The organism is Deinococcus multiflagellatus, assembly GCF_020166415.1.
GTDB lineage: Bacteria > Deinococcota > Deinococci > Deinococcales > Deinococcaceae > Deinococcus > Deinococcus multiflagellatus.
On record NZ_JAIQXV010000021.1, the window covers coordinates 30,533 to 50,981 of the forward strand.

The 20,449-nt window shown below is 63.4% G+C and carries 24 protein-coding genes; 15 read left to right on the forward strand and 9 right to left on the reverse strand.

Annotated features, from left to right (window positions below; all coding sequences use genetic code 11):
• Nucleotides 1–183: 183 nt before the first annotated feature.
• Nucleotides 184–822, reverse strand: a complete 639-nt coding sequence (locus K7W41_RS19310) for an alpha/beta hydrolase family protein (protein ID WP_224611895.1) — start codon at nt 820–822, stop codon at nt 184–186.
• A 500-nt stretch (nt 823–1,322) separates the two neighbouring features.
• Between K7W41_RS19310 and K7W41_RS19315 the strand changes: the two genes are divergently transcribed.
• Nucleotides 1,323–1,991 (forward strand): PIG-L deacetylase family protein, encoded by a 669-nt coding sequence (locus tag K7W41_RS19315; protein WP_224611896.1) that lies wholly within the window; start codon nt 1,323–1,325, stop codon nt 1,989–1,991.
• A gap of 170 nt (nt 1,992–2,161) precedes the next feature.
• Here K7W41_RS19315 and K7W41_RS19320 read toward each other — a convergent pair whose 3' ends face one another.
• From K7W41_RS19320 to K7W41_RS19335, 4 genes are all read right to left on the reverse strand, one after another.
• The gene (locus K7W41_RS19320; protein WP_224611897.1) at nt 2,162–3,475 is read right to left on the reverse strand and encodes a peptidoglycan D,D-transpeptidase FtsI family protein; all 1,314 of its coding nucleotides are present in this window, start codon (nt 3,473–3,475) and stop codon (nt 2,162–2,164) included.
• A gap of 130 nt (nt 3,476–3,605) precedes the next feature.
• Nucleotides 3,606–4,838, reverse strand: coding sequence for an MFS transporter (locus tag K7W41_RS19325; protein ID WP_224611898.1), 1,233 nt, complete (start codon nt 4,836–4,838; stop codon nt 3,606–3,608).
• Nucleotides 4,835–5,200 carry an ArsR/SmtB family transcription factor gene (locus tag K7W41_RS19330; RefSeq protein WP_224611899.1) on the reverse strand — a complete coding sequence of 122 codons (366 nt, stop codon included), beginning with the start codon at nt 5,198–5,200 and terminating at the stop codon, nt 4,835–4,837. Before K7W41_RS19330 ends, K7W41_RS19325 begins: the two co-directional genes overlap by 4 nt.
• Nucleotides 5,201–5,917: 717 nt before the next feature.
• Nucleotides 5,918–6,112 carry a hypothetical protein gene (locus tag K7W41_RS19335; protein WP_224611900.1) on the reverse strand — a complete coding sequence of 65 codons (195 nt, stop codon included), beginning with the start codon at nt 6,110–6,112 and terminating at the stop codon, nt 5,918–5,920.
• A 27-nt stretch (nt 6,113–6,139) separates the two neighbouring features.
• Here K7W41_RS19335 and K7W41_RS19340 point away from each other — a divergent pair, with 27 nt between their 5' ends.
• The 3 genes from K7W41_RS19340 to crcB all read left to right on the forward strand — a co-directional run bounded on the left by K7W41_RS19340 (nt 6,140) and on the right by crcB (nt 8,294).
• The gene (locus K7W41_RS19340; protein WP_396116050.1) at nt 6,140–6,667 is read left to right on the forward strand and encodes a phosphatase PAP2 family protein; all 528 of its coding nucleotides are present in this window, start codon (nt 6,140–6,142) and stop codon (nt 6,665–6,667) included.
• Between the two features lie 599 nt (nt 6,668–7,266).
• Nucleotides 7,267–7,758 (forward strand): VIT1/CCC1 transporter family protein, encoded by a 492-nt coding sequence (locus K7W41_RS19345; protein ID WP_224611902.1) that lies wholly within the window; start codon nt 7,267–7,269, stop codon nt 7,756–7,758.
• 140 nt (nt 7,759–7,898) lie between these two features.
• Nucleotides 7,899–8,294, forward strand: coding sequence for a fluoride efflux transporter CrcB (crcB, locus tag K7W41_RS19350; RefSeq protein ID WP_224611903.1), 396 nt, complete (start codon nt 7,899–7,901; stop codon nt 8,292–8,294).
• Nucleotides 8,295–8,401: 107 nt separating this feature from the next.
• Here the strand turns inward: crcB and K7W41_RS19355 are convergent, their stop codons facing one another.
• Nucleotides 8,402–8,662 carry a metal-sensitive transcriptional regulator gene (locus K7W41_RS19355; RefSeq protein ID WP_224611904.1) on the reverse strand — a complete coding sequence of 87 codons (261 nt, stop codon included), beginning with the start codon at nt 8,660–8,662 and terminating at the stop codon, nt 8,402–8,404.
• Between the two features lie 62 nt (nt 8,663–8,724).
• Between K7W41_RS19355 and K7W41_RS19360 the strand changes: the two genes are divergently transcribed.
• From K7W41_RS19360 to K7W41_RS19385, 6 genes are all read left to right on the forward strand, one after another.
• Complete coding sequence (locus K7W41_RS19360) at nt 8,725–10,107, forward strand: MBL fold metallo-hydrolase (protein WP_224611905.1); 1,383 nt, start codon at nt 8,725–8,727, stop codon at nt 10,105–10,107.
• A gap of 62 nt (nt 10,108–10,169) precedes the next feature.
• Nucleotides 10,170–10,487: a rhodanese-like domain-containing protein gene (locus K7W41_RS19365; RefSeq protein WP_224611906.1), complete on the forward strand. Its 318-nt coding sequence runs from the start codon at nt 10,170–10,172 to the stop codon at nt 10,485–10,487.
• On the forward strand, nt 10,484–11,287 hold the full coding sequence (locus K7W41_RS19370) for a sulfite exporter TauE/SafE family protein (protein ID WP_224611907.1): 804 nt from the start codon (nt 10,484–10,486) through the stop codon (nt 11,285–11,287). Before K7W41_RS19365 ends, K7W41_RS19370 begins: the two co-directional genes overlap by 4 nt.
• Before the next feature lie 66 nt (nt 11,288–11,353).
• Nucleotides 11,354–11,929: a YeeE/YedE family protein gene (locus tag K7W41_RS19375; protein ID WP_224611908.1), complete on the forward strand. Its 576-nt coding sequence runs from the start codon at nt 11,354–11,356 to the stop codon at nt 11,927–11,929.
• Entirely contained in the window at nt 11,926–12,402 is a 477-nt protein-coding gene (locus K7W41_RS19380; protein ID WP_224611909.1) for a DUF6691 family protein, read from the forward strand. The genes K7W41_RS19375 and K7W41_RS19380 overlap by 4 nt, the downstream gene beginning before the upstream one ends.
• Before the next feature lie 105 nt (nt 12,403–12,507).
• On the forward strand, nt 12,508–12,717 hold the full coding sequence (locus K7W41_RS19385) for a DUF305 domain-containing protein (protein WP_224611910.1): 210 nt from the start codon (nt 12,508–12,510) through the stop codon (nt 12,715–12,717).
• On the opposite strand, the gene K7W41_RS23820 is transcribed toward K7W41_RS19385, so the two are convergent.
• Nucleotides 12,702–12,881: an SH3 domain-containing protein gene (locus K7W41_RS23820; protein WP_380059066.1), complete on the reverse strand. Its 180-nt coding sequence runs from the start codon at nt 12,879–12,881 to the stop codon at nt 12,702–12,704. The two genes, K7W41_RS19385 and K7W41_RS23820, sit on opposite strands and share 16 nt — an antisense overlap.
• On the opposite strand from K7W41_RS23820, the gene K7W41_RS19390 reads away from it, so the two are divergent.
• From K7W41_RS19390 to K7W41_RS19410, 5 genes are all read left to right on the forward strand, one after another.
• A complete protein-coding gene (locus tag K7W41_RS19390; protein WP_224611911.1) occupies nt 12,870–13,133 on the forward strand; it encodes a hypothetical protein in 264 nt (87 codons plus the stop codon). The genes K7W41_RS23820 and K7W41_RS19390 overlap by 12 nt on opposite strands.
• 613 nt (nt 13,134–13,746) lie before the next feature.
• The gene (locus K7W41_RS19395) at nt 13,747–14,415 is read left to right on the forward strand and encodes a class I SAM-dependent methyltransferase (protein WP_224611912.1); all 669 of its coding nucleotides are present in this window, start codon (nt 13,747–13,749) and stop codon (nt 14,413–14,415) included.
• Between the two features lie 69 nt (nt 14,416–14,484).
• On the forward strand, nt 14,485–14,943 hold the full coding sequence (locus tag K7W41_RS19400) for an Rrf2 family transcriptional regulator (protein WP_224611913.1): 459 nt from the start codon (nt 14,485–14,487) through the stop codon (nt 14,941–14,943).
• Between the two features lie 355 nt (nt 14,944–15,298).
• Nucleotides 15,299–15,979, forward strand: coding sequence for a response regulator transcription factor (locus K7W41_RS19405; protein WP_224611914.1), 681 nt, complete (start codon nt 15,299–15,301; stop codon nt 15,977–15,979).
• A 59-nt stretch (nt 15,980–16,038) separates the two neighbouring features.
• The gene (locus tag K7W41_RS19410; protein WP_224611915.1) at nt 16,039–18,402 is read left to right on the forward strand and encodes a heavy metal translocating P-type ATPase; all 2,364 of its coding nucleotides are present in this window, start codon (nt 16,039–16,041) and stop codon (nt 18,400–18,402) included.
• Between the two features lie 838 nt (nt 18,403–19,240).
• On the opposite strand, the gene K7W41_RS19415 is transcribed toward K7W41_RS19410, so the two are convergent.
• Together K7W41_RS19415 and K7W41_RS19420 are read right to left on the reverse strand one after the other, a co-directional pair.
• Nucleotides 19,241–19,891 (reverse strand): DUF305 domain-containing protein, encoded by a 651-nt coding sequence (locus K7W41_RS19415; protein ID WP_224611916.1) that lies wholly within the window; start codon nt 19,889–19,891, stop codon nt 19,241–19,243.
• Nucleotides 19,888–20,304, reverse strand: coding sequence for a four-helix bundle copper-binding protein (locus tag K7W41_RS19420; protein ID WP_224611917.1), 417 nt, complete (start codon nt 20,302–20,304; stop codon nt 19,888–19,890). Before K7W41_RS19420 ends, K7W41_RS19415 begins: the two co-directional genes overlap by 4 nt.
• Nucleotides 20,305–20,449 lie beyond the last annotated feature (145 nt).

Consider the following 20,449-nt stretch of genomic DNA (forward strand, 5'->3'; position numbering starts at 1 on the left):
TCGAAACCACCCGCTGCGCAGGCGGTAATGTGACAGCGGGCTCCGTGTCACTTCGCTGTGTGACCAGTATCCGCAATAACTTGAGCCTCGTCCGACCGGTCACCAGCCAGTCCGACCGCAGACGCCGCATGATCCACTCTGCACCGTCATTTGAAGCGGATGGCTTCAAACAAGCGGTGAGCCTCAACGATGAGTATTAAAGAATTGGGCGATCTTGCTGCCCACGTCCGCATTCATATAGCCGCGTGACAGGTGAGGTCCCTGCACCTGCAGGACTTGAACATCGGCGCCGGCGGCACGTGCAAGAATCGCCAGACGAATGCCATTGGCCGCACTGGCCACGGCCGTATCCTGAGCGCTGACGACCGCCAGCAGAGGTGTGAGGCGCCCCCGAAATGAAGCGAACTGGTTGACGGGATCATACCCCACCTGGCTGGCACCACCGAAGGCGCGGCGGATGCTGGCGGCGCGGCGCGCCGACGTGCGTTCTGCGTCACGCAAGTTGACCCGGCCAGCCACAATGGCTGTGGCACGAACCCGGACGCCCAGCGTCTGCCGGTAGGCCGTCAGGGTGGCCGGTAACCCGCCCATCGAAATGCCCAGGCTATAGACCCGGCCGTCGCCCTTGAAATGCGGCTGCGCCGCCCTGTAGACCCGGCCGACGTACGCCAGCGCGTCAGGGCTGCCCCAGGTCTCTTTCCCGCCGTCGTTGCTGAGGAGAAGCACATACCCCTGCACGTCAATTGCGTCGACCAACGTGTCGAAAGGAGGGTGGGTGATTCCGTCCAGCGCTTGACCGCCCCGGCCATGAGAGACGATCACCACTGGGCAGCTGACTTTGCGGCAGCGTGGAGGCACAACCAACTGCGCCGCGCCCCGGACATCAGGCAGAGCACGCGTCGCGCGGCCATCTGGCTCCACGGTCCACCCCGGTGGTCCTGCCGCCCCCAGGCGGGCTCTTTCAGCTTGACTGTTCGTCTGCGGTGACGTGCAGGCCATGAGAGACGCGGCGAGCGCCAGCAGACTGAGGGAGCGGTCCAGTGTCCCAGCGCCTAAGCGCGGTTTCAGCCGCAGGACACTATGCTGGCGAGCAGGCATCAATCTCACGATACATGATGGCGAAGAAGAGTGGGAAAACCGGTGGTGCCAGAATTTCATTGTCAGTGGCGTGACGGCACCATGGACGGTTGATTGGGCCAGTTCTTCGCTGCCAGCACCACTGCGGTCACATCGACTCTGCACTCCAAATCCAGGCCAGGCGAGGGCCTCAGAGGGGACGCTGTTAAGAACAGGTCAAAAAGCGCGCCCGCTATGCTGCCCGCATGGCCCGGTTGACGCTGCTCGTGATTGTGCCCCATCCAGACGATGAGACCTTTGGCTCTGGGGGCACGCTCCTGTCGTTACTGGCACGGGGTGATGCCTGCGGCGTCTTAACCCTCACGCAAGGCGAGGCGGGCAAAACTTTGGGGCTGTGCGACACCAAAGCGGACCTCAGCGTGCTCAGACAGGAGGAGTTGCGTGCCTGTCTCGATGTCTTGGGTGTGTTGACGCACCCAGACAGTGTGCACGAACAGCACCACTACCCAGACGGCGCCGTGGCTGCACATCGGGCCGAAGTAACACAGGTGATTCAGGACGCTCTTAACCGGCACCGGCCAGAAATCATCTTGACCTTTCCTCCAGACGGTCTCAACGGCCACCCAGATCACGTGGCCACCCATCAAGTGGTCAAGAGCGTTTGGGATGAACTGCCGGTAGAGTCCCGGCCCACACTCTGGTATTACGCCCTGAACCGCGAGTGGCTGGATGACCCGTCCCCTCTGCACCTCCAGCCGAACCGCGTCCACGACGTTTCTGCCTTCATCACCCAGAAATTGCGCGCGATGGGCTGTCACCGCTCACAGGGACTGACCCTCGCCAACACGCTGCGGCGCTTTCCAGAGCGCGTGACACATGAGCCGTTCTATGAGGTCGTGGCCGGTCGGGATTGACTGCCTCGCCCCAAAGATCACTGATTGGGGGCTTCATTCCCCACCCAGTTGCACCGTTTTGTCCAGATTTGGTCCTTCAGCTCAGGTGGCCGGGGCTGTTCCCTTTGGTCGCACTTCCCAGAGCAGTTCCAGGCCTCAGATCCTGTACTCCTCACGCAACTCCACTGCTCTCAACAGGTTGGTCGACGTCCGGAGCAGTTGCCTGTGGGGGGTGTGCTCGCTGCCGGGTGGGGCGGCTGAGGCATGAGTCCATCCTTAGAAATCAAACCCCCCGCAATCTCCCTGAAGATGGGAGCGGCCAGCTGCGAACCCTGGTAGTTGCGTTTGGCGCCCCGCACCATGACTGCCACGGTGTACCGCGGCGGCTCTGTCAACACCAGGCCCGCGAAGGTACTCGTAAAAATCCGCTCACTGTAGCGGCCATTTTCAGCCACCTGCGCCGTCCCGGTCTTTCCACTCAGGTGGTAGCCCGGTATGCCGGCCTGTTTCGAGATCCCGTCGTCAATCACGGCGTGCAGCATGGCGCGGGTGGTGCGCGCAATCTCCGGGCGAAGTACCGGTCGCCGGCGGATTGGCGTGCCGGCGAGCAGCGAGGGCGCCACGTAGACGCCGTCATTTGCCAGCACGTTGAAGGCGGCGGCCAATTGAAGGGTGGTTACCGTCATGCCCTGACCAAAGGCATTGGTGGCGCGAATCACGTCGTCCCACTGTTCGGGCGGTCTCACTTGCCCGCGGCCTGTCGAGACGCCAACAGGCGCGGCCCGGCCAAAACCGTACGCCTGCAAGTAGGCGTGCATCTCCGAGGGCGGAAACGCCTCTACCAACCGGGTCATGCCCACATTGCTGGAGTAGCGCAGAATCTGTTGGGTGTTCAGGCGGCCTGGGTGAGGCACGATATCCCCGATGGTGGCGCTTCCTACCCGGCGGCGCATGGGGGTCTCGTACTCGCGTTCAGGGGTGGTCGCCCCCTCATTGAGCAGCGCAGCGACAATCAGCGGCTTCATGACGCTGCCCGGCTCATATTCGTCCAGGAAAGCGCGGTTTCGCCACTGGGTGGGCGAAGCGCTTCGCCAGGCATTGGGGTCATAGGACGGGTAGGTGGCCGCAGCCAAAACACGACCTGTCGCCACATCCAACACGACACTTGAGGCGAAATCGGCGTCCACGGCCCGCGCTGCGGTTTCCAGCGCCCGTTCGGTGATCGCCTGAACGAGGCTCTGGATGGTCAGGGTGACCGGCTCTCCCGCACTGAGCTGGGTCTCACGGCTGTATTCAATGCCTTCAAGCCCTTCGGTGCGCCCCATGAATCCCACCAGCGCGGCGCCGGAACTCTTCTGCGGGTACACCCGGCCTTGGCCAGCCGCGCTGTCGTGGGCCAGGAGCCGCCCGTCGCTGCTCGTGATGTGTCCGCGCTCAGGACGGGGCGTCTCAAGTTGACCCACCGAAGGCGGCGTCATCAGCCGGGCGAAGGCCAGCACCAGCATGACCCAACACATCAAACCCACCAGATACATCCACCAGACCCGCCGCGGGCGTCTGGGTCTTCCTCGTTCATTCATATAGCTGTTTTCCTTTCGTTCGCGTGCCGGCGTAGGGCCGGCACTTGCATTTACTTCAAAGCGTGGAGGCTGAGTTCGGGTCACGGCTTGGGATGTTCATGCGGCCCCGGTGCGTCCACCAGACCACAGCCAGGAGCACCAGGGCCAGGCCACCCCCGACCAGAAACGCCTGATCGGGGAGGCGTGTGCCCAGCAGGCCAGCGACAGGGTAGGCGAATGCCCACCAAAGATGGCTCCAGGCGAAGTGGGCGCCGTACACCCGGCCCTGTGCAGCTTCATCCGTGCGTTCGGCCAGCAAGGTCTCGGTGGGCAGATTCACCCAGTTCTGGCCGATGCCGGCCAAGAGCCAGAACCCCATCAGGCCTCCCAGAGGCAGCAGATCACCAGGCAGAATCGCCACACTTGTGACGAGTGCCCCCAGAGCGATGAACCGTGTCAGAGGGATTCGCCGGCCAGCTGCCCCCACAGCCAGGGACGCCAGGGCCGCGCCCAGTCCAAAGGCCGCCATCACCCATCCATATGACGCTTCGCCCAGCTTCAGGTCTCCCTGCACCCTGGAAACCGTCGCCGTGAGAATCAGTGCGCCTGTAACAGCCGCCACCAGTTCCATCAGGAGAGCAAAGCGGACTGGGGGGTCACGCCACAACCGGGCGGTGCCGTCCTTGACATCGGTCAAGGTGCTGCGCGCCACCGGCTCCGTGCTCGCCCGCAGCGCCGGCAGGGTGAGGATCAGAAGCCCGGCGATCAGGAAGCTCGCCGCGTCCACCAGAAAGAGGGCGCGCGTGCCCAGCCACGCGGCGAGCAGGCCGGCCAGCCCTGGGCCCACGATGGCCAGGAGTTCGGTGGTTGCACTGGAAAGCGCGAACGCAGGTCGGCTGTCCTCCCGGCCCATGACCAGGGGGACGGTGGCCTGGTTGGTGGGGGTGAAGAACGCGGTAAAGGCGTTGAGCAGGACCATCAGCACGTAGATCTGCCAGACCTGCGTGACAAAGAACATGCCGAGCATGACGAGCAGGCGCCCAAAGTGGCAGGTCAGCAGCACGGTACGCCGGTTCACCCGGTCGGCCAGAACCCCGGCGAGGGGACTGAGCAGGACGAACACGGTGACCCGGAGCGTCAGGGCGAGCGCGAGAATGACAGGCGCCTGATCTGGACCGGCCAGTTGGGCAGCCAGAAGGGCCAGTCCCACCCAGGTGAGGGCGTCGCCGATCTGGCTGACAGTCTGCGCGGCGTAGAGACGAGCGAAGCGCGGATTGCGCAGGGCCGAGAAGGTGGCCAGGGCGTTCAATGCACACTCCCTGGGGTGGCTTCGGCCACCGGATGATCCGGCAATGCCAGCCGGGCATGCTGTGCATGACTGAAGGCCTCTTGCAGCAGCGTCACCAGGTGGGCATCGGCCAACCGGTAGTGCATATGCAGACCGTCCCGGCGGGAGGTCACCAGATGTGCGTGACGCAGAACGGCAAGATGACGGCTGACGGTACTCTGAGGCAGATGCAACGCCTCAACCAGTGCGGTGACAGTGTGCTCGCCCAGGGTGAGCTGCAGCAGCAGGTTCACTCGAAGAGGCTCTCGGAGAGCGTCAAACAGCCGGGTCACATGCAGGAGGTCATCGGGCGGAGGCGGAACGGGCAAGGGGTGTCGGTGCATGCTTGAGTATATCTGTTTATTCGGATAGACAAATATAGTGAGATATAGAGAGATTGGCGGTTGCGTGGAGCCGGTGGCCAGACAGATGGGCGGACACCCACTGCATTTGGGGCGATGCAGCGCGGCGCTTCATCCAGCAAAGGAAAGGGGGGCATAACGCTTCGGACAGGTCCAGTGGCTATCTGGAGAGGGAAGCGATCCTCAACAACTGACGTTCGAGGGAGCCACGAAACAGACGAAGAATCCCACCTTATTCAGAACCCGGCGGCACCGGCCAACTGGCGACTCTTCACATATACTGGTCATCAGCTCCAGAAATTAGGTGACAGCGCTGGGCATCCTGTTCGGGCATGAAGGAGAGCCTTGACTTGAGCTCCATCCCCTTTCTCCTGGGCCCACCGCTCTATGTCTGCGGTGGGTTGTGGCTGGGGGGCCATACCGGCCAGGACTTCAGTTCACGGCGCCACCGCTCAAACCGAATCTGCCGTTTGATGACGCGGCACCGATAGACCAAGCCAGCAGGGAAGCATGCAGCGTACACACATGTCTGCATGGGCCTCCATTATTTTTAAACCCCTCCGTGGAACGAGCCGCCTCAGCTCAAAGTTCCGGCAGGGAGCGGCCTCGACTCTCTACTGAGAAAACCTCTTGCTTGCGTAATCCCCATCAATGTGGACTTCGATAATCCCTGTACGTCATGAAACTGTGAGCCGGCCCCTAGCCTGAGGGATGACTCTCCCCGCTCACGCGCATCTGCAACGCCTGCTCGCCTTTTTGAAGAAGTACTGGCGCGCCCTTCTCACCCTCTTTTTCAGTCTCCTTCTTCCCCTCTTGGGCTTCGTCAAGATCGCCGAAGAGGTCTATGAGAAAGAGCCCTTCGCCTTTGAAGAGCCCCTGATGCTTGCGGTTCACGCTGGTGCCTCCACAGCTTTGAATAACGTGACCCGGTTCCTTTCACTGTTTGGCAACATGGCCGGCATGGTGCCTCTGACGGGCCTTCTCAGCGTCATGCTCTACCGCATTCGCCCCCGACTGGCCTACTTTCTCCTGCTGGCGTTGGGCGGCACGGTGGCAATCAACACGGTCCTCAAACAGTTTTTTGACCGGCCCCGCCCCGCGTTCTGGACCCCATTTCTCCCCGAACCTGACTTCTCTTTCCCGAGTGGTCACGCCATGTTTGCGAGTGCGCTGGTGAGCGCTGTCGTTGTGATTCTGTGGTCCACACGCTGGCGCCTCCCGGCCCTCGTCTGCGGCGCCCTATATGTGCTCGCCATGATGTGGTCCTGGGTGTACATCGGCGTGCATTACCCCACAGACGTCACGGCCGGCGCTCTGGTCTCGGTGGCCTGGGTGGTGGGGTTGAATTACGTGTTGCATGTCCACCGGATTCTGCGCCCCGCGCCAGCAGCTTCAGCTGAACGCCCGGGTGAAGAGAGGGGGCGGCAGGAAACGTCATCGGCCCAGTAAGCAGGAAAGTTGGCCGTCAACAGCATGGGTCGGTGGCCGCTTCCGTCCGGGATCACCCAGCTGCTGGCCACCCGTCAGGTGAAGTCCAGACGGCACATCCCCGCCCACTTTTCATAGCCCCTGAGTCGGCGCGAAGCGGACCAAACCGAGCGGCGCCCACACTTGGCCAAGGGCCCGTCCTCTCGGCCCTCCGTGCTCACTGGATTTGGACGCCTGCCCAGTTCTCCTGGACGGCCCGACTGTGGATTCGCTTACCTTAGGCCACACTTGCGACAGATCACCTTTCTGGTGCGGACACATTACCCTCCGAACCCCAGCCGGCCAGACCACACCGCAGCCCGTCGCAACGCTGCTAACTGGCCCTATCAGCTCGCTCGCCCCGTGGTCGTTCCAGCGCTCTGGAGCAAGCGGAGGGATAGAGCGGCGCCCGCTCAAGTAACTCCTCGCCAGCCGCGCCGGCCTCTATGCAGTGCAGAGGCATGCCTGAACCCCAAGACAAGGGGTACATCACACTGAAGGCTTTGGACGGCAGCGCTTACGACAATGCATCCATCTGGCCTTAATAGGAATTATTCCTATTAAGGCGTTAAGCTGATGACATGACCTCGCGCCGTGATCAGACCTTCATCCTTCAGAAAATTCAGCCTGCTCTGCTGGGGCTGATGGACGGATCAGTCAGCACCCTTGCGCCGATCTTCGCAGCGGCGGGCTTGACTGGCCGTCCCATTGACGCCTTCTACGTTGGCCTCGCCGCATCTGTCGGCGCGGCCATCAGCATGGGCCTCGCGGAGGCGCTCAGCGATGACGGCGTGGTCTCTGGACGGGGCACGCCCCTGGCCAGGGGGGTCATCACCGGCGTCGCCACCGTGCTGGGCGGCATGCTGCACACCTTTCCGTTTCTGCTGCCGGACCTGCGCGTCGCCCTGACGCTGGCCTACGCAGTGGTGCTCATCGAGCTCGTGGTCATCGCTTACATTCGCTGGCACTACATGCGGTCACCGCTGGGGCAGACCATTTTTCAGGTGATCGTGGGCGGGGCGGTCGTCTTTGCGGTCGGTGTCTGGCTTGGCCAGTTGGGGGCGCGCGCCTAGACGCGTGGCCAGAAGGACGCTGGACATAGTGGGGCTGACCACGGCCAGGACCAAGCTCAACACTAGAAGGTCTACCGCCCCGGCGACCCGCCGTATGCTCAGGGAAACACGCTCCTGGCCCCATGCCACCATAGCGGTCTATGCTCTTCTGGCTCGGTTTGGCTTGTGGCGGCGCCCTTGGCGCGCTCATTCGTTACGGCATTCAACTGGCCCTGAGTGGGCGACTGGCCCATACACCCTGGGCCACGTTTCCGCTGGCCACCCTGCTGGTCAATGTAGCCGGGTCGTTCGCACTGGCGTTCGTCGTGACACTGTCACTGCGCGGCGCCTTGTCCTCCGAATGGCGCCTGATCATAGGCACCGGTTTTATTGGCGCCTTGACCACCTTTTCGACCCTTGAATGGGAAACTTACCTGCTGCTGCGTGACAATGACATGGTGCGGGCCACGCTGTCGGTGGTCGCCAACTTGATGCTGGGCTTTGTGGCTGTGCTCCTGGGCCGCGCACTGGCCCTGGCCTGGACTGCTGCCCGCTGACTGTTTTGGCTCCAGCGCCGCTGTCGGCCCCACGGCGGCCGAACAGTCCAGATCAAGGAGGGGGGCTGCTGCCCCTAAGGCCTTGAGTGCACTTGGGCAACCAGACCTCAGCGGGACAACTTCAGAAGCTTCACGAGATCGGCGGGACGCTCACCCCGTGCCTGGCACTGCGCCACATAGGTTTCCAGAATCACGTCTCCGGTGGATTCCAGCGCACTCTTGACACCGGCGTACAGCGTCATGACGTCTACGCAGTTCTTCTCCTCCTCGACCATTTTCTGGAGCCCCCGGACTTGACCTTCCAGGCGGCGCAGACGGTTGAGGATTCTGACTTTCTCGGCTTGATGGTCGCTGACGGGCACAGACATTCTCTAAATATACCCCCTCCGGGTATTTGACAGAATACCCTGGGGGGGTATAAAGTCCAGTTATGTATTTTGAACGCTTCTACGATTTGGACCTGGCCCAGGCGTCCTACATGATTGGCTGCCAGAAGACCGGCGAATGCCTGGTGGTGGACCCGGTCCGCGACATTGCCCAGTACCTCGACGAGGCGAAGAGCCAAAAGCTGCGCGTCACCCACGTGACCGAGACGCACATCCACGCCGATTTCCTGTCCGGCAGCCGCGAACTCGCCAACGCCACAGTCGCGCAGCTGCTGCTCTCCGACGAGGGCGGTGAGGGCTGGCAGTACACCTACGACGACGGCAACCAGGTCAAGCTCTATGACGGCGACACCTTCATGGTGGGCAACGTCCGCATCCAGGCCGTCCACACGCCTGGTCATACGCCAGAACACCTGAGCTTTCTGGTGACCGATACCCCCCGTGGCGATACGCCCAGCATGATCCTGACCGGCGACTTCGTCTTTGTCGGCGACCTGGGGCGCCCGGACCTGCTCGACGAAGCGGCAGGCGGGCAGGACACCCGCTTTATCGGCGCCAGGCAGATGTTCGCCTCACTGCGCGACACATTCCTGACGCTGCCCGACTACGTGCAGGTGTGGCCTGGTCACGGCTCAGGCAGCGCGTGTGGCAAGGCGTTGGGCGCGGTCCCGACAACCACGGTGGGCTACGAGCGGGCACTGAGCTGGTGGGGCAAGCTAGTGGAGCAGGGGGACGAGGACGCGTTCACCCATGAATTGCTCTCTGGCCAGCCCGATGCGCCGCTGTACTACGGCCGCATGAAGACCGAGAACCGCGACGGTCCCGCCCTGCTGGATCAGGTGAAGCCGCTCGCAGAGCTGAGCGCGGATGAGGTGAAGGCGAAGCTGGCCGCTGGTGCCCGGTTGATCGACACGCGCAGGAAAGAAGAGCACCAAGCGGCCGCGCCTGTGGGCAGCGTCAACATCCCCGACGGCGGCACGATAGAAACGTGGGCAGGATGGCTGCTGAAGCCGGACCGCGAATTCATCCTGCTGGCGCCTGGGAACCGCGCTGAAGCTCTGCGCCGAAAGCTGTGGATGGTTGGTCTGGACCATGTGGTCGGCTTTATCCCCAGCCCAGAGGAACTGGACACAGCACCTGCACAGCCCATCCCAGCGACCGAGCTGTCACAACACCCGGACGCCCTCATTTTGGACGTTCGAGCGAAGGCCGAGTACGAGGAAGGCCATATCCCTGGCGCACGGCAACTGCACGCCGGACGCCTGCCCTGGACGTTGGACACCCTGCCGCGTGACCGCGAGATCGTCGTGCATTGCCAGGGGGGGGCCAGAAGCGCCGCTGCCGCCAGCCTGCTGCGGACCGAAGGCTTCGCTGTGCTGGAACTGGCTGGGGGCTACGACGCCTGGGCGAAGAGCCAGAACGCCTGACCCGCACCCGGCGGAGGCGGCCCACGGGGCGCCGCCTCCGCTTTGGCTGAAAGGAGCTTTCCATGACCTACCAAGACATCTTTACCACCGAACTTGAAAGGAAGAAGCGCAATGGCGCCCGCTTGGTCGACGTGCGTGAGCATGAGGAGTACATGGCCGGACACATTCCCGGCGCCACCAACCTCCCGCTCAGCGAACTGATTGGCCGTGCGGACGAGATAGAGCCGACCACCATCCTGATCTGCGCCAGCGGGAATCGTTCCTCACAGGCCGCTGCTTACCTTGTCTCTCAGGGCAAGACCGGAGTGATGAATCTTTCGGGTGGCACGGCGGCCTGGAGTCGTGAGGGCCGTGACCTCAACCGGGGCGAGCAGCCATGATCTTCGCCTGGATCGGCGCGGCCCTGATTGGGCTGAGCCTCGGCTTGTTGGGCTCAGGCGGGTCCATCCTGACCGTGCCGGTGCTGGTTTACCTCGTGGGCGAGCCGGAGAAACTGGCCATTGCCGAATCGCTCGCCATCGTGGGCGGGATCAGCCTGATTGGGGCGATCCCCTACGCCATGAAGCGGCAGATCGACTGGCGCTCGGTGCTGTGGTTTGGTCTTCCCGGCGTGGTGGGCACTTTTCTGGGCGCGGCGCTGAGCGTGTACCTGAGCGGCGTGGTGCAACTGCTGCTCTTCGCCGTGGTGATGCTGCTCGCCGCCATCATGATGTTCCGGCCCTCGAGCACTCGGCCGGAGGGCCAGTTGACCCACCACCGCTCGCCCCTCAAGATCGGCGCGGAAGGTCTGGGCGTCGGCGTGCTAACCGGCTTGGTGGGCGTGGGCGGCGGGTTCCTGATCATCCCCGCACTGGTGCTGCTGGGCGGCCTGCCCATGGGCCTCGCGGTGGGCACCAGCCTGCTCATCATTTCCGCCAAGAGTTTCGTGGGTTTTGCCAAGTACGTGAACGTGCTGGCTGAGCAGAACGTGTCGGTGAACTGGCCCCTGATCCTGATGTTCACCGTCATCGGCATTCTGGGGAGCTTTCTCGGGGCGCGCCTCGGCAAGAACCTTTCCAACGACAGCCTTAAAAAGGGCTTCGCTGGCTTCCTGGTCGTGATGGGTGTCTACGTTCTGGCCACCAACGTGCCCAAGGTGCTGAACCCGCCTCCCGCTGCCAAAGTGCAAGTGCAGCACTGAAGGTGCCCGGCAAACCTCCTGCTCAACCTCCCTGCGCGGCTCTTCCTTCTCCGAGGTCTTTCTTCTATGACTGAACTGCTCGACTTTCTCCATTCTCCCTGGCCCTGGTACCTGGGCGGCCCCCTGATCGGCCTGACCGTCCCACTGCTGCTGTGGCTGGGCAACAAGAGCTTTGGGATCTCCGCCAATCTGCGGCACGCCTGTGCCATCCTGCTGCCCGAACGGGCCAAACCCGGTTTCTTCCACTATGACTGGCGCAGGGAACGCTGGAATCTGATGTTCGCGGGTGGGCTGGTGTTGGGTGGGGGGCTGGCGGGTCTGATCTTCGCCAACCCCGAACCCACCCGCCTGAGTGCTGCTGGCGCCCAGTCGATTCAGGACCTGGGCGTGCAGGTGCGGCCCAGCCTCTTTCCCTCAGAACTGACCGACCTGTCCAACCCCGGCGTGTGGCTGCTGCTGGCCTTCTCGGGCCTGCTGGTGGGCTTCGGCACCCGGTATGGCGGTGGGTGCACCTCCGGCCACGCGATTACCGGTCTCTCCACCCTGCAAGGCCCTTCTTTAATCGCCACCGTCTCGTTCTTTGTCGGTGGCATCCTCAGCGCAAACCTTCTCCTTCCCCTCTTCATGGCGGTCATCGGGTGACAGGTGAAGCCTCCATTCCAGGCGTCCACACCGAGCCTTCTTCCACGACCCGCGCCGCGACCGGCCTGCTGCTCTACCTCCTCGCGGGGTTGTATTTCGGTGTCGTCCTTGTGAAATCGGAGGCGGCCAGCTGGTACCGCATTCAAGAGATGTTCCGCTTCGAGTCTTTCCACATGTTCGGGCTGATGGGTTCGGCGGTCTTCACTGGGATGGTCACCACTATACTTCTGCGCCGCAGTGGCCTGAAAAGCCGGGATGGCCAGACCATCCGGGTCACGGACAAGGAGAAGGGATGGCGGCGGTACGTGTTCGGGGGCCTCACCTTTGGGATGGGCTGGGGCCTGGCCGGAGTCTGTCCTGGACCTATGTTCGTCCTAGTAGGGGCGGGCGTCTGGCCCATCCTTATCGTATTGACCTTCGCTCTCCTAGGAACCTATCTGTACGGTGTACTGAAAGCTCGCCTCCCTCATTGAAATGGAGGGGCTTGATCACATCTCGAGAGTGCTGGACATTTGGGCTAACGAAGACCTTTCCTGCCTGCGTTTGAGGGGCTCAGGGCAGGCTGCCTTGCAATCGAGATGGCGAATCTCGCGCTGCAGCAGGGCCAGGATGCCCACATGCTGAGCCTGTCGAGAGTCATTATTACCGCGCAGACCTCGGAAATGCTTGATTACCGCACCTGGCTCAAGAAGCGCGGCCTGTCAGGAAAGTGGATCTTGTGGTCCCCCACGCAGCCGTTTGGGACCTTGCGTTGTTCAGCAGCTGGCCCTTCTTACAACCGCAGATAGGCCTGCGCGACGTACCTGCTGTCGCCCTGCCAGGACACCCGGCACCAGATGGCCGCACCGCTGATCAGGTTCACCCGCGCCCCCTGAAGGAGCGTGGCCAGCGGCATCTGGGCGCTCGGACCAGCACGCAGACTGATGCCCCTGGTCGTGAAGTGAACATTCAAACCGCCAGTGGCGTGTTCCTAGGTAACACTGGCCCTGCCTTTATGGCGATGCTCGTTTCGGTCAATAAAAGCTGTCTCTCGGTCATGCCGGGCATGGTCACTATGGGAACAGGCATGAGTCTAGCGGTGGCGCCCTCGCCCGGGTCAATCACATCAGCGCTGCTTGAAGCCGTCCTTACCGCGGGTGACAGCAACGCCATTGGCCTGCATCTTCAAAGCGTGCCGTCAGACAGATTGGATCTGGCGCGCTGAGGGGTCGCAAACGCGTGCTCAACCTTACGCTGAAGAGCTCTCCAAGGGTGCACAGGAGTCTTATCGTGTACGGGAGGTGACGAGCCATCTGGACAGGGGTGGTCGTGATGATTGCCTCGAACCTCTTCTTCCTCGTTCGAGGGCCCGAGTCGACGGTCGCGCCTGCATAGGAATAAAAGCATCTGAGTTGAGTGCAAGAACTACGAGGGGCAGGAGAACGTGAGAGGGCTGCCCCTCGTGGGTCTTGCTGAAAGCATAGACCCGACACGGCATGCTTCCGCCAGCGAGAGTCTGTACCGGGTCGAACAGCCTGGGAGACGTCTCCAGTGGCATTGACACCTAAGTCACCTTATGCAACAATCTAAGTTGCATGAAGTGTATAGGATTCCCAGAAGAGTTTCTTGGCAGCAGCCCCCACATGGGGTGTGCCCTCACTGCTTCATAGGCGTCTCCACCACCCACTTAAGTCACTGTGTCAGCGCTCTGGCGAGCCGCCTTCTGCCAGCAACGTCGTCTTTATGGTGGCCAGCCGCGCCGCTCGGTCGTCCCTCGCCCTGACGCTCTGACCTCAGAGCCTCCGTCTCTTTCCGCCCAAGACTCAGGAGCATCCATCATGAATGACCCCTCTCACAAACGCGACAAGCACAGTGAAGCCCTGCAGTACTGGGAAGCCCGATATCGGGACAACCCACGCCCGTGGACCGGGCGCCCCAACGCTCTCCTGGCGAGATGGGTGCAAGTGCAAGCGTTGACGCCCGGCACCGCACTTGATCTTGGCTGCAGTGAGGGGAACAGCGCGGTCTGGATGGCCACCCAAGGTTGGCAAGTCACCGGTGCGGACATCTCAAAGACCGCCCTGGAGCGTGCCGACCGGCACGCAGCTCAGGCCGGCGTGACTGACCGCACCACATTCGAGCAACACGATCTGGAGCACAGCTTCCCCGCAGGTCAGTTCGACCTGGTTTACGCGCTGTATCTCCAATCACCAGTGGCGTTTGCACGTGATCTCGTGCTCCGCAAAGCTTCTGATGCCGTGCAGCCGGGCGGGCTGCTTCTGGTCATTGAGCACGCCTCCGGACCCTCATGGTCAAGCAAGGTCGTGCCGTACCCCACCGTCCAGGAAGCCTTGGATACGATCGGCCTGAACCTTGACCTGTGGGACGTGATTTTGCAGGACACCGTGGAGCGTGCGCTGACCGAAATGACTGGTCCAAATGGCGAAGTGGGCACCACCAAGGACAACATTCTGGCGCTCAGGCGAAAACACGAGCAGAAACGCTGAAGGAAGCGCTTCCGTGCCTGTTCAACCTTCGGCTTGACGTCCATTCCATCAAGAAACACACTGGGTTGCATGAAACGTGATAGTCGACTGTCTGGGGTGCTCCACATCCTGCTGCACATGGCGCAGCATCAGGGACCCCTGACGTCTGAGATGTTGGCAAAAGCCATGGACACCAACCCAGTGGTCGTCCGGCGAATCATGGGCAGACTGCGAGACAAGGGCTACGTCCGCTCTGAAAAAGGTCACGGTGGTGGCTGGACCTTGGGCTGTGACCTGACAGCCGTGACCCTGAGAGACATCTACACCGCCCTCGGCTGTCCTTCACTGCTCGCCATCGGCAACCGGACGGAGGCGCCCGGTTGTCTGGTGGAGCAGGCCGTGAACGCAGCGCTCAATCAAGCCTTTCGTGACGCAGAGGCACTGTTGCTGGCCCGCCTTGGCGAAGTCACCCTGGCCACACTCAGCGCTGACCTTCACCACCACGCTGCAGACGGGCCCTTGACCCTGGACCGTGTGCATGCGTCGTGATGCCCACACCAGCGGACGAGAGCAGCGCCGGGGTCATGCTGACTTCCTGGCCGCTGACTCTGGGTACAGGCCCACAGTCCCTAAGACGGAACTCAGGTGAGCCGAAGGCGAACCTCAGCGGAGCGAACACGAGGAAATGCGGGACTACGGGGATGGAAAAGCAGATGGGCGCTCTTCCCAATGTGCTTTGGAATCAGACGAGTCCTGTATAAGACGAAGCTCAGCCGCCACCTTGCTGATCCCTCTTCCCCGATTTGACAGGACCTTAACAGGCGACCCCCAAGATGGATTTTATGAGCAGCCACATGGCCCCGACCGCTGGGCGCTGGACCCCAGTCCACCCTGGAGGTTGGCCATGCCGACGGTGCTAATTGTGGACGATGATCCCGCCATTCTGGAAGTCCTGCGCGCGTACCTGAAAGCCGAGGGGCACACCGTGCTGGAAGCCCAGACAGGCCCGGACGCCTGGAGCCTGCTGCCGCGCGCGGATGTGGCGGTGCTCGACTGGATGCTGCCTGGCCTGTCCGGCGTCCAGCTCGCCCGGGACGCCCGCGCAGCCGGCCTGAAGCTCCCTATCCTGATGCTGACTGGACGGGGAGAGGAGGAGGACAAACTCCGCGGCCTGGACGGCGGCGTGGACGATTACGTGGTCAAGCCGTTTAGCCCGCGTGAAGTCACTGCCCGAATTCGCGCCCTGCTGCGCCGGGTGGGCGTGCAGGACGCCTTCAGCGTGGGCGAGCTGCACATCGACCTGCGCAGCCGGGAGGTGCGGCTCGCCGGACATCGGGTAGATGTCTCCAAACTGGAGTTTGATCTGCTCGCCACCATGGCGCAGCACGCGGGCATGGCTTGGCCCCGTGAGCGGCTCCTCGAGCGCGTTTGGGGCAGCGATTTTCCAGGCACGGACCGGGTGGTGGACGTGCACATCACCAGCCTGCGACGCAAGCTGGGTGACACTTTGGAGACTCCGCGTTTCATTGAAACCGTGCGCGGGGTGGGGTACCGATTCCGGGAGGACGACACGCCCCGCCTGTAAGCGCCCTGCTTTACAGGAGCTGAACATGCTCGCCGTACGGTGGTCCTCAGGAGGCCCTCATGACCCACCACCCGCACGCGTCTTCTCCTTCCACAGCTCCCCTAGAAGTGGCGCTGCGCACCTGTCACAGCGGGACTGACCTGCAGGACGCTGAACGCTTCCTCCGGGGGCTGCCCGGCGTGCGCGACGTGCACCTGGACCGGACCCGGAGCGTCGCGCACGTCTGGATAGACCCAGGGCAGACGGATGAAGCTCAGGTGCGCGCGCAGCTGGAGCAGGCCGGGTACGCCTGCACCTGCGAGCAGGCGACCGGAGGCACTCCATCGCCCAACACCGCGCACGACCACCACCGCACGCCTGCCGCCGACCAGCATGGGGCTCACCTCGCAGCAGAACACGCTTCCCACGACGAGCACGCCGGACACGGTGCGGACATGGTCTCCGACATGCTGCGCCGCTTCGTGGGCTCGCTGCTGCTGACCCTTCCAGCGGTGCTGTACTCCCCGATTGGGGAAGCCATCGGCTTTACCACCATGCCGCCCTTCGGCCTGGGCATGAATGTCTTCGGGCTGCTGCTGACCACACCGGTCGTGTGGTGGGGCGGGTGGCCGTTTATTTCGGCCGCGTGGCGTGCCCTGCGGCGGGGCGAAGCGAACATGATGACCCTGATCGCCCTGGGCATCCTGGTGTCGTACGCCTATTCGCTCTGGGCCACCCTGGCGCTGAACTCGCAGGACGTGTTCTTTGAAGCAGCTGCCATGCTCACCACCTTTTCCCTCCTCGGCCACTGGCTGGAGATGCGCTCCCGGTTCGCCACGGGCCGCGCGGTGGAAGCTCTGCTGCGACTGGCCCCTGCGACCGCCCGGGTGGTCCGTGCAGGCACCGAAATCGAAATTCCTGTCGAGCAGGTCGTCACGGGCGACATCGTGGTCATCCGCCCGGGCGACCGGGTGCCGGTCGACGGCGAAGTGGTGAGCGGGGCGTCCTTTGTCGACGAGAGCATGCTCACGGGCGAACCCGTCCCTGTCGAAAAAACCCCAGGTGAGAAGGTCACGGCTGGGACCGTCAACCAGAATGGCGCGTTCGGGTTCCGCGCGACGGCGGTCGGTGCCGACACGGCCCTGGCGCGCATCGTGGGGCTGGTCCAGAACGCTCAGGCAAGCAAGGCGCCCGCCCAGCGCTTGGCCGACACCGCTGGGAAGTACCTGGTGTTCGTGGCGCTGGGCAGCGGCCTGATCGCCTTCCTGGCCTGGATGCTGCTGGGACAGAGCGTCGTCTTTGCCCTGACGGCTGCGGTGTCGGCCATCGTGATCGCCTGCCCAGACGCACTCGCCCTGGCCACACCGACCGCCATCACGGTCGGCGTGGGCCGTGGCGCGCAGGCTGGGGTGCTGTTCAAGAACGCCTCCGCTCTGGAAGCCACCGCAGGCGTCACCACCGTCATTTTCGATAAAACCGGCACGCTGACCGAAGGCAAGCCTGCCCTCACGGACCTGAAGCCTGCACCTGGCGTGTCTGAGGAGACCCTGCTGGCCACGGCGGCGTCGGCGGACCGGCCCTCACAGCACCCCCTGGCGGAAGCCATTGTGCGCGGCGCCCAGGACCGGGGTCTTTCCCTGAGTGAACCCGAAGGCTTCGAGTCCATCCCCGGACGGGGCGTACAGGCCACGGTCAATGGGCGGCGCGTGCTGGTCGGGAATAGGGCCCTGATGACGCAGGCGGGCATCACTCTTGGCCAGGCCGAAGAAGAGGCGTCCAGGCTGGCGTCTGATGGCAAAACGGCCATGTTCGTGGCAGCAGATGGACAGTTCCTGGGCGTCATTGCGGTCGCTGACCGGGTGCGGGAGTCCGCCCGTGCGGTGGTAACGCAGCTGCAGGCCCTGGGTGTGAAGACGGCCATGCTTACAGGAGATAATGAACGGACCGCGCAGGCTGTGGGACGCCAGCTGGGCCTGGACACGGTCATCGCAGACGTCCTGCCCGAGCAGAAGGCCGCCCAGGTACAGGCCCTGCAGGCCAAAGGCGAGCGCGTGGCCATGGTGGGGGACGGGGTCAATGATGCGCCGGCCCTCGCGCAGGCCGAGGTGGGCATTGCGATTGGGGCCGGCACGGACGTGGCGGTGGAGACGGCGGACGTGGTGCTCGTGCACAGTGATCCGGCGGCCGTGGCGGCCAGCATTGTCCTGGCGCGGCGCGTGCAGCGCAAGATCCGGCAGAACCTGTTCTGGGCGGCGATCTACAACGTGCTCGCCATTCCGTTCGCGGCGGGTGTGCTGTACCCGGCGTACGGGGTGCTGCTGCGCCCGGAGTGGGCCGCACTCCTCATGAGTGCCAGCACCCTGATCGTGACCGCCAATGCGCTGCTGCTGAGACGGGGCGTCATCATGCCATTCCGAACGCTTCGAACGGCGCCAATCCCTTAAGGCGGGGTTCGGCCCGCCTTACCCATGCCGGTCTGAGGGACGTCAGTCAAGGCCGGGTGGCCCCTGCCCCACCTGGCCAGCACGGTGGGCATGACCCCTGACTTTTCTGCTAACGCGTCTGAGCGCCATCTATCAGGTGCGGTGCGTTCCTCCCCAGCTGCTTGACCGAGGAAGTGACAGTCCAAGCTGCGCTGTCTCGTTTAAGCGGGACGTGGCCTTTGAGCGGGACGAAATGCTGAAGGGACTGTTGCCGCTGAAGCCAGACCCTCTACTTGGCCTGGCTGAAGCCAGGGGACGGCTTTAAGAGACGCTGCACATCTGGACTTCGAAACAGAGCGCGTCAGGGACAGCGTGCCTGAATTGGTCCGTCTGGACTTCGGCTGTCTCATCAGGGCGTCTGCCGACCCCGACCTTCTGCTGAATGAACCTGACAACTGGGGGGCAGCCGTGTGGCCCCCAAATCAGACCAGTCCGGTCCATACCTGGGCATCACTGGGATACGGTTAAATCCCACCCCTGGGTGTTGTCCTGGAAGAAACTGTTGCCGCGCACCAGTCGGGCAGCACCCAACAGACCAGCTGGCGGCCCACCGCTGTCGTACCGGAAGCCGGATTTTGGTGAGCTCCACGCTGCACTCCTGGGGGTTGCGTGGACGGACGCGCGACAAGGCTTCCCCTCTCCTGAACGGCAGTCCGACGTTGACCATCGGCAGATTACCGGATCAACTGAGCCAACCGACCTCAGCTGAGTTCAAACCGGTCCGCTCAGGGGCATGTTCGTCCTGTAACACAGAAGGCGACCGGCATGGACGATCAGCCGGTCGCCTTCTGGCCCTGCCTTAATGCGCGCGGAGCCACCCCTGAAAGTCGTGCATTTCGCCCGCCTGGGCGGTGATGATCTTCTCCGCGAGCTCTAACACGAAGGGGTCCTGCGTCCGCTGCAGGGCCAGGTTCGATTTCTCGTTGGCGGCCGCGTGGTGCGGAAGCATGCCTTCCAGGAAGGTGCGTTCCGGCATGCTTGACGCGCGGATCATGGCGGGCATGTCCATCATGCGGTTCATCTGCATCATGCGCGCCATCACCGCCGGATTCGGCCCGCCGTACGCGCGCAGCTGGGCCTGCATCTCAGCAATCTCGCGCGTCTGGTCCGCGATGATCTGGGTCGCCCACGCGCGCACCTGTTCATTCTTGGCGCGCTCCAGAACGGCGCGGCTGCTGTCGATGGCGCTCTGGTGGTGCGGAATCATCATGGACATGAACGCCCGCTCGAAGGACCGCCCACTCAACCGGGCGAGGTCACTGATCATCGGCATCATCATCATGCGCATGTCCAGTTGCATCTGCAGCCCCATCTGTGACAGCCCCGGCACAGACGCTGACGGCGTCATGGGCATCGTCATGTGGGTCATGCCGGGCATGGCCATGTCCATTCCACCGGCCTGGGCGGAGCTCAAGGTCAGCAGGGTCAGGAGCAATGCGCGCCGCTTCATGCGCGCACGCTCTTCAGCAGGACCTGACAGGCCTGCTCGCAGCGGCGACAACTTTCCGCGCAGACTGCGCAGTGCGCCATGTTCATCTCCTGCGCGTGCCCCTCGCATTCTGCCGCGCAGGCCTGACACGCGCTCAGGCAGGCCTCCAGCTGCGCCTGCAGGACCTGTGCGCCGCCCTGACCCGGTGACGCGAGCACCTTGGCGGTGGCCTGACAGACAGCGGCGCACTGGGTGTTGAGCGTGATGCAGCGTGTGAGGTGGTGCAGGTGTTCGCTCTCGTTCAGGCACGCGTCGGCGCACAGCGAGCACACCGCTTCGCAGTCCAGGCACGCCTGCAGGCAGGTGGCCAGCAGGGCAGCGTCCATGGAACTGGCCTTGGGGTGGGTGTTGAGCATGCGGGTGAGGGTGTCCATCGGGGGCCTCCAGGGCGTGAAATGACGCGGGACCACGGTGGTCACGCGGCCCTCCCGGGGGAGAGGGCGCTTTCACCCTGGGCCGCGCGTGTTCAGCTTCTGTAAAGTTGGCGGCGCGCCTCAAGAAACCCTGAAGGGGGAAGGC